General features: G+C 64.7%; 11 protein-coding genes and 2 rRNA genes. 9 read left to right on the plus strand and 4 right to left on the minus strand.

Annotated elements, in window-relative coordinates:
* Window positions 1-17: 17 nt before the first annotated feature.
* A complete protein-coding gene (locus tag B9S57_RS16555) occupies window positions 18-797 on the minus strand; it encodes a hypothetical protein (protein WP_103516353.1) in 780 nt (259 codons plus the stop codon).
* Window positions 798-917: 120 nt separating this feature from the next.
* On the opposite strand from B9S57_RS16555, the gene B9S57_RS16560 reads away from it, so the two are divergent.
* From B9S57_RS16560 to B9S57_RS16575, 4 genes are all read left to right on the plus strand, one after another.
* On the plus strand, window positions 918-1,718 hold the full coding sequence (locus B9S57_RS16560) for an ABC transporter ATP-binding protein (protein WP_103516354.1): 801 nt from the start codon (window positions 918-920) through the stop codon (window positions 1,716-1,718).
* 65 nt (window positions 1,719-1,783) lie between these two features.
* Window positions 1,784-2,212 (plus strand): NfeD family protein, encoded by a 429-nt coding sequence (locus B9S57_RS16565; RefSeq protein ID WP_103516355.1) that lies wholly within the window; start codon window positions 1,784-1,786, stop codon window positions 2,210-2,212.
* Window positions 2,213-2,356: 144 nt separating this feature from the next.
* Entirely contained in the window at window positions 2,357-3,286 is a 930-nt protein-coding gene (locus B9S57_RS16570) for an SPFH domain-containing protein (RefSeq protein ID WP_033305602.1), read from the plus strand.
* A gap of 84 nt (window positions 3,287-3,370) precedes the next feature.
* The gene (locus B9S57_RS16575) at window positions 3,371-4,138 is read left to right on the plus strand and encodes a sulfite exporter TauE/SafE family protein (protein ID WP_103516363.1); all 768 of its coding nucleotides are present in this window, start codon (window positions 3,371-3,373) and stop codon (window positions 4,136-4,138) included.
* A 92-nt stretch (window positions 4,139-4,230) separates the two neighbouring features.
* Here the strand turns inward: B9S57_RS16575 and B9S57_RS16580 are convergent, their stop codons facing one another.
* The 3 genes from B9S57_RS16580 to B9S57_RS16590 all read right to left on the minus strand — a co-directional run bounded on the left by B9S57_RS16580 (window position 4,231) and on the right by B9S57_RS16590 (window position 6,251).
* Complete coding sequence (locus B9S57_RS16580) at window positions 4,231-4,737, minus strand: HNH endonuclease (RefSeq protein ID WP_103516356.1); 507 nt, start codon at window positions 4,735-4,737, stop codon at window positions 4,231-4,233.
* A 141-nt stretch (window positions 4,738-4,878) separates the two neighbouring features.
* Window positions 4,879-5,412, minus strand: a complete 534-nt coding sequence (locus B9S57_RS16585) for a YbhB/YbcL family Raf kinase inhibitor-like protein (RefSeq protein WP_103516357.1) — start codon at window positions 5,410-5,412, stop codon at window positions 4,879-4,881.
* 56 nt (window positions 5,413-5,468) lie between these two features.
* On the minus strand, window positions 5,469-6,251 hold the full coding sequence (locus B9S57_RS16590; protein ID WP_103516358.1) for a sporulation protein: 783 nt from the start codon (window positions 6,249-6,251) through the stop codon (window positions 5,469-5,471).
* 171 nt (window positions 6,252-6,422) lie between these two features.
* On the opposite strand from B9S57_RS16590, the gene B9S57_RS16595 reads away from it, so the two are divergent.
* The 5 genes from B9S57_RS16595 to B9S57_RS16620 all read left to right on the plus strand — a co-directional run bounded on the left by B9S57_RS16595 (window position 6,423) and on the right by B9S57_RS16620 (window position 14,277).
* The gene (locus tag B9S57_RS16595) at window positions 6,423-6,686 is read left to right on the plus strand and encodes a DNA-3-methyladenine glycosylase (protein WP_103516359.1); all 264 of its coding nucleotides are present in this window, start codon (window positions 6,423-6,425) and stop codon (window positions 6,684-6,686) included.
* Window positions 6,683-7,294 (plus strand): DNA-3-methyladenine glycosylase, encoded by a 612-nt coding sequence (locus B9S57_RS16600; protein ID WP_103516360.1) that lies wholly within the window; start codon window positions 6,683-6,685, stop codon window positions 7,292-7,294. Before B9S57_RS16595 ends, B9S57_RS16600 begins: the two co-directional genes overlap by 4 nt.
* Window positions 7,295-7,369: 75 nt before the next feature.
* The gene (locus tag B9S57_RS16605; protein WP_103516361.1) at window positions 7,370-8,302 is read left to right on the plus strand and encodes a hypothetical protein; all 933 of its coding nucleotides are present in this window, start codon (window positions 7,370-7,372) and stop codon (window positions 8,300-8,302) included.
* A 1,020-nt stretch (window positions 8,303-9,322) separates the two neighbouring features.
* Window positions 9,323-10,848 (plus strand): 16S ribosomal RNA (locus tag B9S57_RS16615).
* Window positions 10,849-11,151: 303 nt separating this feature from the next.
* Window positions 11,152-14,277, plus strand: a 23S ribosomal RNA gene (locus tag B9S57_RS16620).
* Together the 16S and 23S rRNA genes form the textbook arrangement of a ribosomal RNA operon.
* Window positions 14,278-14,299 lie beyond the last annotated feature (22 nt).

Below are 14,299 nucleotides of genomic sequence, written 5' to 3' on the forward strand. Positions count from 1 at the left end.
CAGGGGCGGGGGCGCATCTACCGCCCCCGCCCCTCCATGTACGCGTTGTACGCCGCGACCTGCGCCCGCCGGGCCACCCGCTCCACCGGCCGCAGCGCCTCACCCCGGGCCGCGATCTCCGAAGCGCTCACCGCGCCGCCGTGCCCGTTCTCCTGGGCCACCGAAACCAGCAGCCCCACCCGCTGAGCCAGCTCCAGCACCCGGACCGCCCGCGGCGGGTACCCCGGAGCCAGTACCTCGCGGCCGCGTTCCGCCCGTGCCCGGTAGGCGTCCACCGCGGCCTCCGCGACCGGCCCGGACCCGGCGACGTCCAGCCGGGACAGCACCGCCGTCGCGTCCCGCAACGCCTCGGCGAGCTCCCGCTCCGCCTCGCCCAGCGACGGCACGTCGGCCGGCGGCGCCTCCCGCACCGGCAGACAGCGCCACACCACCTCCACATGCACGTCCCCCGGGGGCCCCGCCTCGCTCACCTCCGGCACGAGCCCGTACGGGGCGCCGGACGTGACCACCGCCTCCTCCGCCTCCAGCGCCCGTGCGTTGAAGTCCGGCGGTCCGCTGAGACCCAGCGGATGCCCGGGCACCGGCAGCGCGACCCGGAAACCGGCCGCCCCCAGCCCCCTCAGCCGCCCGAGCGCCAGCGTGAGTCCGACGGGCCCCGCCTCACCCGGCAGCCCCTCGACGCGGTGCACCGCGTCCTCGCCGACGATCGCGAGCGCCGCGTCGTCCGGTGACACAAGTCCGGCCAAAAGCGCGTTTCCCCATGCGGCGAGCCGCCCTGAGCGTGGTTCCGAAAGCATGGGAACAGCCTAGGGAACAGCCCCAGGGCCTGAGCACTCCCCGGGTGGCGTAGGTTTTCCCTGGGAGCTGTGCCCACAGGCACGCGACGATCTCGACACTGTATGGGGAGACAACGCGCCATGAGCGATGTACTGGAGCTGGTGGACGTATCCGTGGTCCGCGACGGACGCGCTCTGGTGGACGACGTCTCCTGGTCGGTCAAGGAGGGGGAGCGCTGGGTCATCCTCGGCCCCAACGGCGCCGGCAAGACCACTCTCCTCAACATCGCCTCCAGCTACCTCTTCCCGAGCAAGGGCACGGCCCAGGTCCTCGGCGAGCGCCTCGGCGGGGTCGGTACCGACGTCTTCGAGCTCCGCCCCCGCATCGGCATCGCCGGTGTGGCCATGGCCGAGAAGCTCCCCCGACGCCAGACCGTGCTGCAGACGGTGCTCACCGCCGCGTACGGCATGACCGCCACCTGGCACGAGGACTACGAAGCCGTCGACGAGGAGCGCGCCCGCGCCTTCCTCGACCGCCTCGGCATGACCGACTACCTCGACCGCAAGTTCGGCACGCTCTCCGAGGGCGAGCGCAAGCGCACCCTCATCGCCCGCGCCATGATGACCGACCCCGAGCTGCTCCTCCTGGACGAGCCGGCCGCAGGGCTCGACCTCGGTGGACGCGAGGACCTGGTCCGCCGTCTCGGCAGGCTGGCCCGCGACCCGTACGCCCCCTCCATGATCATGGTCACGCACCACGTCGAGGAGATCGCGCCCGGCTTCACCCACGTCCTGATGATCCGTCAGGGCAAGGTGCTCGCGGCCGGCCCCATGGAGACCGAGCTCAGCTCCCGGAACCTCTCCCTCTGCTTCGGCCTGCCGCTCGTCGTCGAGCACCACGGCGACCGCTACACCGCTCGCGGCCTGCCCCTCGGCCAGTAGTCGCACCACAGCCAACCTCCCCTGCGCCCTGTCGTGGAGGGCACTCGCGGTCCTACGATGGCCGGGTGGACATCGACGCGTGGGTGTGGTGGCTGATCGTCGCGGTGGGACTGGGTATTCCCCTCGTCCTGACCGCGATGCCCGAATTCGGAATGTTCGCAGTCGGCGCGCTGTCCGCCGCGCTCGTCGCGGCCCTGGGCGGCTCCATCGTCGCCCAAGTCCTCGTGTTCGCCGTGGTGTCGGTGGCCCTGACCGCCGTCGTGCGCAGGATCGCCGTCCGGCAGCGCACCGGTCGGTCGGCCCACGCCACCGGCATCGACGCACTGAAAGGACGTCAGGCCGTCGTCCTGGAGCGGGTGGACGGCAGTGGCGGCCGCATCAAGCTCGCCGGCGAGGTCTGGTCCGCGCGTTCGCTCGACGGCGAGCAGACCTTCGAGGCCGGCCGGCAGGTGGACGTCGTGGACATCGACGGTGCAACGGCCGTCGTCATGTAGTGAACCGGTCACACGGCAGGCCGCAGTCTGCCAAACTCGAAGACGATCATCATGAGACCGCAACCGTCATAAAAGATGCGGCTCTCATGAGGGTCGACCTCGATCACCGCGATCCGTCGGCAACCGAAGGGCACGAGGCACACGATGCAACCGATCATCATCGTCCTGATCATTCTGGTGGTGCTCGTCTTCATCGCCCTGATCAAGACGATCCAGGTCATCCCGCAGGCCAGTGCCGCCATCGTGGAGCGCTTCGGCCGCTACACCCGCACCCTCAACGCCGGGCTGAACATCGTCGTCCCGTTCATCGACTCGATCCGTAACCGGATCGACCTCCGCGAACAGGTCGTCCCCTTCCCGCCGCAGCCGGTGATCACCCAGGACAACCTCGTCGTCAACATCGACACCGTCATCTACTACCAGGTGACCGACGCCCGGGCCGCCACCTACGAAGTCGCCAGCTACATCCAGGCGATCGAGCAGCTCACCGTCACCACCCTGCGCAACATCATCGGCGGTATGGACCTCGAGCGGACCCTGACCTCCCGCGAGGAGATCAACGCCGCACTGCGCGGCGTCCTCGACGAGGCCACCGGCAAGTGGGGCATCCGCGTCAACCGCGTCGAGCTCAAGGCCATCGAACCGCCCACCTCCATCCAGGACTCGATGGAGAAGCAGATGCGCGCCGACCGTGACAAGCGCGCCGCGATCCTCACCGCCGAGGGCATCAGGCAGTCCGCGATCCTCACCGCGGAGGGCGAGAAGCAGTCCGCGATCCTGCGCGCCGAAGGTGAGGCGAAGGCATCCGCCCTGCGCGCCGAGGGCGAGGCTCAGGCCATCCGGACGGTCTTCGAGTCCATCCACGCCGGCGACCCCGACCAGAAGCTCCTTTCGTACCAGTACCTCCAGATGCTCCCCAAGATCGCGGAGGGCGACGCCAACAAGCTCTGGATCGTGCCCAGCGAGATCGGCGACGCGCTCAAGGGCCTCAGTGGTGCGTTCGGCAACCTCGGCAGCGGCGCCCCCGGCTTCAACACCGGGACGGAGCGCCGGGAGCAGCCCCCGGTCGACTGACCGGGAGACACCTTCGTGCATGATCAGTGAGGCCCCTCGACCTTGATGGCGGGGAGGCATCACTGACCATCGAAGGAGATGGCCTTGTCCATCTGGGAGATTCTCGCGGTCTTCGCGGCCGGAGTCGGCGCCGGCACGATCAACACCATCGTCGGATCCGGCACGTTGATCACCTTTCCCGTCCTGCTGGCGACCGGACTGCCACCGGTCACCGCGACCGTGTCCAACGCACTCGGCCTGATCCCGGGCTCGATCAGCGGGGCCATCGGCTACCGGAACGAACTGACCGGCCAGCGCCGCCGGATCATCAAGCTGAGCGTCGGCGCGCTGATCGGCGGACTCACCGGGGCGACCCTCCTGCTCGCCCTGCCCTCCACCGCATTCGAGACGATCGTCCCCGCCCTGGTGGCGCTCGCGCTCGTCCTCGTCATCCTGCAACCCCGCATCAGCAGAGCGGTCCAGCGTCGGCGCGAGCGCACGGGCACCCCCGCCCGCCCCGACGGCGGACCGCTCCTCTTCACCGGCCTGATGCTCGCCAGCGTCTACGGCGGCTACTTCACTGCGGCTCAGGGGATCATCTACCTCTCCCTGATGGGCATGCTCCTCGACGACACGATGCAGCGCCTCAACGCCGTGAAGAACGTCCTGGCCGCCGTCGTCAACACCGTCGCCGCGCTCTTCTTCCTCTTCGTCGCGGACTTCGACTGGACGGCCGTCGTGCTCATCGCGGTGGGTTCGGCGATCGGCGGCCAGATAGGCGCCAAGGTCGGCCGCCGCCTCAGCCCCGGCTTCCTCCGCGCCCTGATCGTCGTCGTCGGCACCGCGGCGATCGTCCAGCTGCTGCTGCGCTGACGGAGAGGAGCCCGTCCCCTCCGGCGCGAGGGGACGGGCTCCGCGTACGTTCGAGAAGGGACGGGCCCGCCCCTGCGTCGCGCGTAGGCAGGCTACGCCGCGGAGCGCGCCAGCCACTCCGGCAGCGCCGACCGGTCACCGGCGCCCAGTGCGAGCAGCATCGCGTCCGCCGGCGACGGCACGAAGGGCTGCCGCAGCAGCGGCATGTCCGCCTGCTCCGGCGTCCTGGCGGCCTTGCGGTGGTTGTCCTCCGCGCACGAGGCCACGGTGTTCAGCCAGGTGTCCTGGCCCCCCTGGGCGCGCGGAACGACGTGGTCCACGGTGCTCGCCCGCCGCCCGCAGTACGCGCACCTGTACTGGTCCCGTATGAGGACACCCCGTCTGGACCACGGAGCGTGTCTTCGGAACGGCACGCGCACGTACCGGCAGAGCCTGATCACCTGGGGGACAGGAAGGTCCACGGCGGCACCACGCATGCGGAGCCCGGGATGCGACTGCTCGACGACGGCCTTGTCCTGAAGGATCAGAACCACCGCACGGTTGAGCGTCACCGTCGACAGTGGCTCGAAGCTCGCGTTGAGTACGAGTGTGTCCCGCATCCTGCCCACCTCCCCTGTGCCGCCCGTCAGTCGGCGGGCCCGGATCAACTCTGTCCGGGAGAGCCGTGAGGGACAACGCAATAAAAAGTGCCCTGCCCTGATCTCTCCAGGACCAGGGCAGGGCAAACAGGAGGCGAACCTTCAGCTTACGGGGGCGGTGTACTCCCCGATCAGCTGAGCGCGGCCGAGCGTGTGGAACCGGAGGTTGAAACCGACCACCGCGGGTGAGGCGTCACTGTCCGGCCCGAGCTTCTCGGTGTCCACCGCGTAGACGGTGAAGACGTACCGGTGGTTCTCACCGGCGGGCGGCGCTGCCCCGCCGAACTCCTTCGACCCGTAGTCGTTGCGTACCTGGACGGCCCCCTCGGGAAGGCCCTCGAACGCTCCGCTGCCCGCGCCGGCCGGGAGCTCCGTCACCGATGCCGGGATGTCGAACACCGTCCAGTGCCAGAACCCGCTGCCCGTCGGGGCGTCCGGGTCGAAGCACGTCACCGCGAAGCTCTTCGTCCCCGCGGGGAAGCCCTCCCACCGCAACTGCGGCGAGGTGTTCCCCGCCGCGAACACCTGGGCGTCCGCCAGTACGGCACCCGGCGCGAGGTCCTTGCTCACCACGGTGAACGGGGGGACCTCCGGATGGAAGTCGTGCGGCAGCGGCGCCCTCTTCGGCTCGGTCACGTCAGCACCTCTCCTGATCGGTCGTGCGGTCTCTTCACCACCGACCCTAGGCGGTCTCAGAGCCAGTTGCGCTGGCCGCCGACCTGCGCGAGCCACTGGTTGAGGTACGCGGCCCAGTCCGTGCCCTGGTAGTCGTCGAGTCCGACCTTGAACGCACGGTAGGAGTCGCTGCCCTCGCTGAAGAGCCCCGGCTTCTTGTCCATCTCCAGGACGACGTCCATCTCACGGTCGTCCGCGATGAAGGTCAGCTCCACCTGGTTCAGTCCGCGGTACTGCTGCGGGGGGAAGAACTCGATCTCCTGGTAGAACGGCAGACGCTGGCGGGTGGCGCGGATGTGGCCACGCTCCATGTCGGCGCTGCGGAAGCCGAAGCCGAGCTGTCCGAAGGCGTCCAGGATGGCCTGCTGCGCGGGCAGCGGGTGCACGTTGATCGGGTCCAGGTCACCCGAGTCCAGGGCGCGCGCGATCTCCAGCTCCGTCGTCACCCCGATGTTCATGCCGCGCAGGTGCTGTCCCGCGAACATGGTGATCGGCGTCTCCCACGGAATCTCCAGCCCGAACGGCACGACGTGCACGGCGCCGGCCTTGGCCTCGAAGGCACCACCGAGACGCAGCTTGGTGAACTCGATGTCCTGCTTGGTCTCCTGGTCCCCGCCCTCGACCTCGACCCGCGCCTGCAGACCGACCGAGAGGCCCTCGATCTGCTGGTCCACGGAACCGCCCTGGATCCGCACCTCGCCCTGGACGACTCCGCCGGGGACGACGTTGAGTTCGGTCAGCTCGGTCTCGACCGAAGCACCGCCGGCACCCATGCTCGCGAGCAGTCGCTTGAAGCCCATGTTTTCCTCCTTGGTCCTGACCCCTACATACGCGCCACGACGTTAACCGGTTCCCGCCAACGCCGTCTGCAGCGGTCTCCCGGTGCTCGCCGGACGCCGCCGCGCACCCGGGCGCCGACTCGGCCGGGGTACCAGTCAGGCCCAGTACCCTCGGACGTCATGAACGAGGGCATGGACCGAACGCCGGTCACACGAAACTCCTTCGACAGACCGATCCTGCAGGTGGCACCCGATCTCCTGGGCCGCGCTCTCGCCCGGACCTCCGACGTGGGACCCGCCGAGGTGCGCCGTCCCGAGGCGGAGGCATACGCGGGCGAAGCCGGACTCGGATCGCATGCATGCCGAGGCCGGACCACCCGCACCAGCGTGATGTTCGGCCCGGCCGGGCACTCGCACATCCACTTCACGCACGGCACGCCACGGCGGTCAGCGTGAACCTCGACTTCCTGGCCCGCCCTGCCGAAGACGTCGCCCCCGGGCTGCTCGGGAGCGTCCTCACCTGCAGGACCCCCGAGGGATCGGTGAGCATCGCCATCACGGAGACCGAGGCGTACTCCGGCGCCGCCGACCCGGCCTCCCATGCCTACCGAGGCCGGACACCCCGTAACGCAGTCATGTTCGGACCCGCCGGACACCTGTACGTCTACCGGTCCCACGGTCTTCACTGGTGCGCCAACGTCGTCACCGGGACGGACGGTATCGCCTCGGCCGTCCTCATCCGGGCAGGCAGGGTCATCGAGGGGGAACACCTGGCACGCGAGCGACGAGGGGAGAAGACCGAGAGTCCACGCCTCGCCCGAGGCCCCGGGAACTTCTGCCGGGCAGCCGGCATCACGGCGGAGCACATCGGCGCAGACCTCCTGACGGGTGCCTCGGTCGTGCTGTCCGACGGGGAGCCGGTATCGGCCGCGCTCATCCAGGCAGGTCCTCGGGTCGGCGTGAGCAAGGCACACGACTGGCAACACCGGTTCTACCTCGCCGGCGACCCGACGGTCTCCGCGTACCGACTGAGCCCGAGAGCCGAACCGTCCGCCGGAGCATGAGCAGCGTGTGCCGGCCGTGTCGAGCGGCGGAGAGGGCCATCCGGGTCTGCCGCGGCGGCCGTCTACGCTCTCGGCATGCAGCGCGGCGATGTCACGAGGGACGACGGCACGTGGGTGGGCCTGTCCCTGGACGTACAGGACCCTCGCCGGCCGGGGCTGAGCATATTCAGTGCCGGACCACGCCTTCTGGTCTCCCAGATGTCGCGGCCCCTGGTGCTCGCCGTGGTCGACGAGCACCTCGACGGCGTGGACTTCTGGCGCACCGACGAGTACCGCTCCTTCGTCCCGCCGTTGCGCGCCGACGTGGGGCGCACCCTGGCGGGAAGCCCGGAACGGTGGGCTCACCGCTTTGCGCGGTACCTCATCGACTCGCCGGACAGCCCGGTGCACGCGGGCCGATGGCTCCTCTCGTGCGACAGCCCGCTCCGGCGCTGGCACCATGCCGACACCTCGCATGGCGAGTACTGGAGTTCGATGCTCGTCGACGGCTGTCCGGACGGCTACATCGACTGGTTCCTCCATTCCCATGAGTGGGAGGTCCTTCCGCTGCGGCCGATGCCCGATGCCGACGACAGCCGGGTCAAGGCGTACCGCAAGCAGGCACGTGAAGGAACGCTTCCGCCCGTCCTGTTGTGGTGGGTCAGTGGCCTGGACTGCCATCTGATCCTCGACGGTCACGCGCGGCTCGCCGCGGCGATCGCCGAATCCGTCGAGCCTCCGCTGCTGCAGTTGCACCGCACGGTGCCGGGCGAAGACCTGACCGCGCGCATCGATCAGGCGGTGGGCTTATACGAGGACGAACTGGAACGCTCCGCCGAGCTCCGAGCCGTCCACGGCCCCACCGTCCCGGACGGCGCAGCCACTGCCGGCCCGCAGCTCGTCCGCGCTCTTCACCGTCTGAACACCGCGGAACAGCGGACCTGGGCCTGGCCCCTGCCCGGCGGAGAGGACCAGTGGCGTCGCATCGCACGCGAGGTGACAGCCGGCCACGACTGGCCCCGTGCCTGAGCCCCGCCCGGTTCCTCGCGCTGACCACCACGTCGTCCGTCCCGCCCTGAAACATGGAGCAGGCCCGGAAACGTCGGTTCTCGGCCCGCCATGACGGAGAACTGGCCAAAGAGCCGGGGTGACCGGCGAAGGGCCTCGCCCTCGACCGCGTGCAGAACGGTGCCGATGCGTTCGCAGAGTCAAGGAGACCCCCGTCCGTCCTGCACAGCGCCGCTCCGCTGTCCGACCAGGTACGGAGCGGTCCACACACCGGCACGCGCGACGACGGCTCGCATCAGCTCCGGTGCTTCCGAACCGGGGGAGACCCCACGGTCAGCCCTGACCGGGCCGATGCGCCGCGCCGTCAGGCAACTTGACTCACCCTCGCCGTTTCCCTAATGTAGTCCGAGCCGCTTGAACGGATGCAGTTGTTCCAGGCGCGGTCCATCGGACCGGGTCGATGCATCGTGAGAGGGCCAACCACTACCTACGATTCACCCCTGGCGGGTGCAGTTTCGGCATGCCGAAATTCCCCCGAGCGACTCGATTATGAGTCGCAGAGGAAATCGACTAGCGTAGTGAACACGCCGAAAGGCAAAGGCCACTCCACAGGCCGCCGGAATTGAATTCGGACCGGAAACGGAACGGAAAAGAGTCTGGTAAAGTTGGAACCGCCGGAAAGGGAAACGCGAAAGCGAAGAACTGGAAAGCGAATCAGCAGGATCCCGCTTCGGCCGGGAATCGGACACGAAAGAGTCTGATAGAGTCGGAAACGCAAGAACGAAGGGAAGCGCCCGGAGGGGCCCGGTGAAACGGGACCGAAGGAAGCGTCCGTTCCTTGAGAACTCAACAGCGTGCCAAAAGTCAACGCCAGATATGTTGATACCCCGGCCTGCTTCGGCAGGTTGGTGGTTCCTTTGAAAAGTCCTGCCGGCCCTTCACGGTCCGGTAGGCAACAACAGCGAGGACGCTGTGAACGACCGGTCATATTCCGACCTGGTCGTTCCGCTCTCGTGTTGTGATCCCGATTACGGGAAAACATTCACGGAGAGTTTGATCCTGGCTCAGGACGAACGCTGGCGGCGTGCTTAACACATGCAAGTCGAACGATGAAGCCCTTCGGGGTGGATTAGTGGCGAACGGGTGAGTAACACGTGGGCAATCTGCCCTTCACTCTGGGACAAGCCCTGGAAACGGGGTCTAATACCGGATAACACTCTGTCCCTCATGGGGCGGGGTTAAAAGCTCCGGCGGTGAAGGATGAGCCCGCGGCCTATCAGCTTGTTGGTGGGGTAATGGCCTACCAAGGCGACGACGGGTAGCCGGCCTGAGAGGGCGACCGGCCACACTGGGACTGAGACACGGCCCAGACTCCTACGGGAGGCAGCAGTGGGGAATATTGCACAATGGGCGAAAGCCTGATGCAGCGACGCCGCGTGAGGGATGACGGCCTTCGGGTTGTAAACCTCTTTCAGCAGGGAAGAAGCGAAAGTGACGGTACCTGCAGAAGAAGCGCCGGCTAACTACGTGCCAGCAGCCGCGGTAATACGTAGGGCGCAAGCGTTGTCCGGAATTATTGGGCGTAAAGAGCTCGTAGGCGGCTTGTCACGTCGGATGTGAAAGCTCGGGGCTTAACCCCGAGTCTGCATTCGATACGGGCTAGCTAGAGTGTGGTAGGGGAGATCGGAATTCCTGGTGTAGCGGTGAAATGCGCAGATATCAGGAGGAACACCGGTGGCGAAGGCGGATCTCTGGGCCATTACTGACGCTGAGGAGCGAAAGCGTGGGGAGCGAACAGGATTAGATACCCTGGTAGTCCACGCCGTAAACGTTGGGAACTAGGTGTTGGCGACATTCCACGTCGTCGGTGCCGCAGCTAACGCATTAAGTTCCCCGCCTGGGGAGTACGGCCGCAAGGCTAAAACTCAAAGGAATTGACGGGGGCCCGCACAAGCAGCGGAGCATGTGGCTTAATTCGACGCAACGCGAAGAACCTTACCAAGGCTTGACATATACCGGAAAGCATCAGAGATGGTGCCCCCCTTGTGGTCGGTATACAGGTGGTGCATGGCTGTCGTCAGCTCGTGTCGTGAGATGTTGGGTTAAGTCCCGCAACGAGCGCAACCCTTGTTCTGTGTTGCCAGCATGCCCTTCGGGGTGATGGGGACTCACAGGAGACTGCCGGGGTCAACTCGGAGGAAGGTGGGGACGACGTCAAGTCATCATGCCCCTTATGTCTTGGGCTGCACACGTGCTACAATGGCCGGTACAATGAGCTGCGATGCCGCGAGGCGGAGCGAATCTCAAAAAGCCGGTCTCAGTTCGGATTGGGGTCTGCAACTCGACCCCATGAAGTCGGAGTTGCTAGTAATCGCAGATCAGCATTGCTGCGGTGAATACGTTCCCGGGCCTTGTACACACCGCCCGTCACGTCACGAAAGTCGGTAACACCCGAAGCCGGTGGCCCAACCCCTTGTGGGAGGGAGCTGTCGAAGGTGGGACTGGCGATTGGGACGAAGTCGTAACAAGGTAGCCGTACCGGAAGGTGCGGCTGGATCACCTCCTTTCTAAGGAGCATCTAGATTCTCTTCGGGGAATCCAGAGGCCATTTCGTCGGCAAATGTTCGACGGTGGTTGCTCATGGGTGGAACGTTGACTATTCGGCACGACAGGTTGTTTTTGCGAGTACTGCTTCGGCGTGGAAAGTGAGAATGGATCGGTCGGGTCGGGCACGCTGTTGGGTATCTGAAGGTACGGGCTCGTTTGAGTCTGTCCCTTTGGTTGCCGGCCCCAGTGAACTCGCCTGTAAGGGTGGGGTGATGGGTGGCTGGTCGTTGTTTGAGAACTGCACAGTGGACGCGAGCATCTGTGGCCAAGTTTTTAAGGGCGCACGGTGGATGCCTTGGCACCAGGAACCGATGAAGGACGTGGGAGGCCACGATAGTCCCCGGGGAGCTGTCAACCAAGCTTTGATCCGGGGGTTTCCGAATGGGGAAACCCGGCAGTCGTCATGGGCTGTCACCCGCTGCTGAACACATAGGCAGTGTGGAGGGAACGCGGGGAAGTGAAACATCTCAGTACCCGCAGGAAGAGAAAACAACCGTGATTCCGGGAGTAGTGGCGAGCGAAACTGGATGAGGCCAAACCGTATGCGTGTGATACCCGGCAGGGGTTGCGCATGCGGGGTTGTGGGAGTTCTCTTGATCAATCTGCCGATTGGTCGGCAAGTCAGAAACCGTTGGTGTAGGCGAAGGACATGCGAAAGGTCCGGCGTAGAGGGTAAGACCCCCGTAGCTGAAACATCAACGGCTTGCTTGAGAACCACCCAAGTAGCACGGGGCCCGAGAAATCCCGTGTGAATCTGGCGGGACCACCCGCTAAGCCTAAATATTCCCTGGTGACCGATAGCGGATAGTACCGTGAGGGAATGGTGAAAAGTACCGCGGGAGCGGAGTGAAATAGTACCTGAAACCGTGTGCCTACAAGCCGTGGGAGCGTCGCTGTATGTGCTTGCACATGCAGTCGTGACTGCGTGCCTTTTGAAGAATGAGCCTGCGAGTTAGCGGTGTGTAGCGAGGTTAACCCGTGTGGGGAAGCCGTAGCGAAAGCGAGTCCGAATAGGGCGATTGAGTTGCACGCTCTAGACCCGAAGCGGAGTGATCTAGCCATGGGCAGGTTGAAGCGGAGGTAAGACTTCGTGGAGGACCGAACCCACCAGGGTTGAAAACCTGGGGGATGACCTGTGGTTAGGGGTGAAAGGCCAATCAAACTCCGTGATAGCTGGTTCTCCCCGAAATGCATTTAGGTGCAGCGTCGTGTGTTTCTTGCCGGAGGTAGAGCACTGGATAGGCGATGGGCCCTACCGGGTTACTGACCTTAGCCAAACTCCGAATGCCGGTAAGTGAGAGCACGGCAGTGAGACTGTGGGGGATAAGCTCCATGGTCGAGAGGGAAACAGCCCAGAGCATCGACTAAGGCCCCTAAGCGTACGCTAAGTGGGAAAGGATGTGGAGTCGCAGAGACAACCAGGAGGTTGGCTTAGAAGCAGCCACCCTTGAAAGAGTGCGTAATAGCTCACTGGTCAAGTGATTCCGCGCCGACAATGTAGCGGGGCTCAAGCGTACCGCCGAAGTCGTGTCATTCATACACATATCCTCAACGGGAGTATGGATGGGTAGGGGAGCGTCGTGTGCCGGGTGAAGCAGCCGCGGAAGCGAGTTGTGGACGGTTCACGAGTGAGAATGCAGGCATGAGTAGCGATACACACGTGAGAAACGTGTGCGCCGATTGACTAAGGGTTCCTGGGTCAAGCTGATCTGCCCAGGGTAAGTCGGGACCTAAGGCGAGGCCGACAGGCGTAGTCGATGGACAACCGGTTGATATTCCGGTACCCGCTTTGAAACGCCCAATACTGAATCAGGCGATGCTAAGTCCGTGAAGCCGGCCCGATCTCTTCGGAGTTGAGGGTAGTGGTGGAGCCGACGAACCAGACTTGTACTAGGTAAGCGATGGGGTGACGCAGGAAGGTAGTCCAACCCGGGCGATGGTTGTTCCCGGGGTAAGGGTGTAGGCCGTGTGGTAGGTAAATCCGTCACACATTAAGGCTGAGACCTGATGCCGAGCCGATTGTGGTGAAGTGGATGATCCTATGCTGTCGAGAAAAGCCTCTAGCGAGTTTCATGGCGGCCCGTACCCTAAACCGACTCAGGTAGTCAGGTAGAGAATACCGAGGCGTTCGGGTGAACTATGGTTAAGGAACTCGGCAAAATGCCCCCGTAACTTCGGGAGAAGGGGGGCCATCACTGGTGATCCGATTTACTCGGTGAGCTGGGGGTGGCCGCAGAGACCAGCGAGAAGCGACTGTTTACTAAAAACACAGGTCCGTGCGAAGCCGTAAGGCGATGTATACGGACTGACGCCTGCCCGGTGCTGGAACGTTAAGGGGACCGGTTAGTGCACTTTCGGGTGTGCGAAGCTGAGAACTTAAGCGCCAGTAAACGGCGGTGGTAACTATAACCATCCTAAGGTAGCGAAATTCCTTGTCGGGTAAGTTCCGACCTGCACGAATGGCGTAACGACTTCTCGACTGTCTCAACCATAGGCCCGGTGAAATTGCACTACGAGTAAAGATGCTCGTTTCGCGCAGCAGGACGGAAAGACCCCGGGACCTTTACTATAGTTTGATATTGGTGTTCGGTTCGGCTTGTGTAGGATAGGTGGGAGACTTTGAAGCGGCCACGCCAGTGGTTGTGGAGTCGTCGTTGAAATACCACTCTGGTCGTGCTGGATGTCTAACCTGGGTCCGTGATCCGGATCAGGGACAGTGTCTGATGGGTAGTTTAACTGGGGCGGTTGCCTCCTAAAGAGTAACGGAGGCGCCCAAAGGTTCCCTCAGCCTGGTTGGCAATCAGGTGTTGAGTGTAAGTGCACAAGGGAGCTTGACTGTGAGACCGACGGGTCGAGCAGGGACGAAAGTCGGGACTAGTGATCCGGCAGTGGCTTGTGGAAGCGCTGTCGCTCAACGGATAAAAGGTACCCCGGGGATAACAGGCTGATCTTCCCCAAGAGTCCATATCGACGGGATGGTTTGGCACCTCGATGTCGGCTCGTCGCATCCTGGGGCTGGAGTCGGTCCCAAGGGTTGGGCTGTTCGCCCATTAAAGCGGTACGCGAGCTGGGTTTAGAACGTCGTGAGACAGTTCGGTCCCTATCCGCTGTGCGCGTAGGAATATTGAGAAGGGCTGTCCCTAGTACGAGAGGACCGGGACGGACGAACCTCTGGTGTGCCAGTTGTCCTGCCAAGGGCATGGCTGGTTGGCTACGTTCGGAAAGGATAACCGCTGAAAGCATCTAAGCGGGAAGCCTGCTTCGAGATGAGTATTCCCACCACCTTGAGTGGTTAAGGCTCCCAGTAGACGACTGGGTTGATAGGCCAGATGTGGAAGCCCGGTAACGGGTGGAGCTGACTGGTACTAATAGGCCGAGGGCTTGTCCTCAGTTGCTCGCGTCCACTGTGTT

Source organism: Streptomyces sp. SM10 (assembly GCF_002910915.1).
Lineage (GTDB): Bacteria > Actinomycetota > Actinomycetes > Streptomycetales > Streptomycetaceae > Streptomyces.

Excerpts from the sequence above, each read along its gene's own strand:
- B9S57_RS16555 (WP_103516353.1), bottom strand. The coding sequence starts at position 797 with ATGCTTTCGGAACCACGCTCAGGGCGGCTCGCCGCATGGGGAAACGCG.
- B9S57_RS16560 (WP_103516354.1), top strand. The coding sequence starts at position 918 with ATGAGCGATGTACTGGAGCTGGTGGACGTATCCGTGGTCCGCGACGGA.
- B9S57_RS16570 (WP_033305602.1), top strand. The coding sequence starts at position 2,357 with ATGCAACCGATCATCATCGTCCTGATCATTCTGGTGGTGCTCGTCTTC.
- B9S57_RS16580 (WP_103516356.1), bottom strand. The coding sequence starts at position 4,737 with ATGCGGGACACACTCGTACTCAACGCGAGCTTCGAGCCACTGTCGACG.
- B9S57_RS16590 (WP_103516358.1), bottom strand. The coding sequence starts at position 6,251 with ATGGGCTTCAAGCGACTGCTCGCGAGCATGGGTGCCGGCGGTGCTTCG.
- B9S57_RS16595 (WP_103516359.1), top strand. The coding sequence starts at position 6,423 with ATGGACCGAACGCCGGTCACACGAAACTCCTTCGACAGACCGATCCTG.
- B9S57_RS16605 (WP_103516361.1), top strand. The coding sequence starts at position 7,370 with ATGCAGCGCGGCGATGTCACGAGGGACGACGGCACGTGGGTGGGCCTG.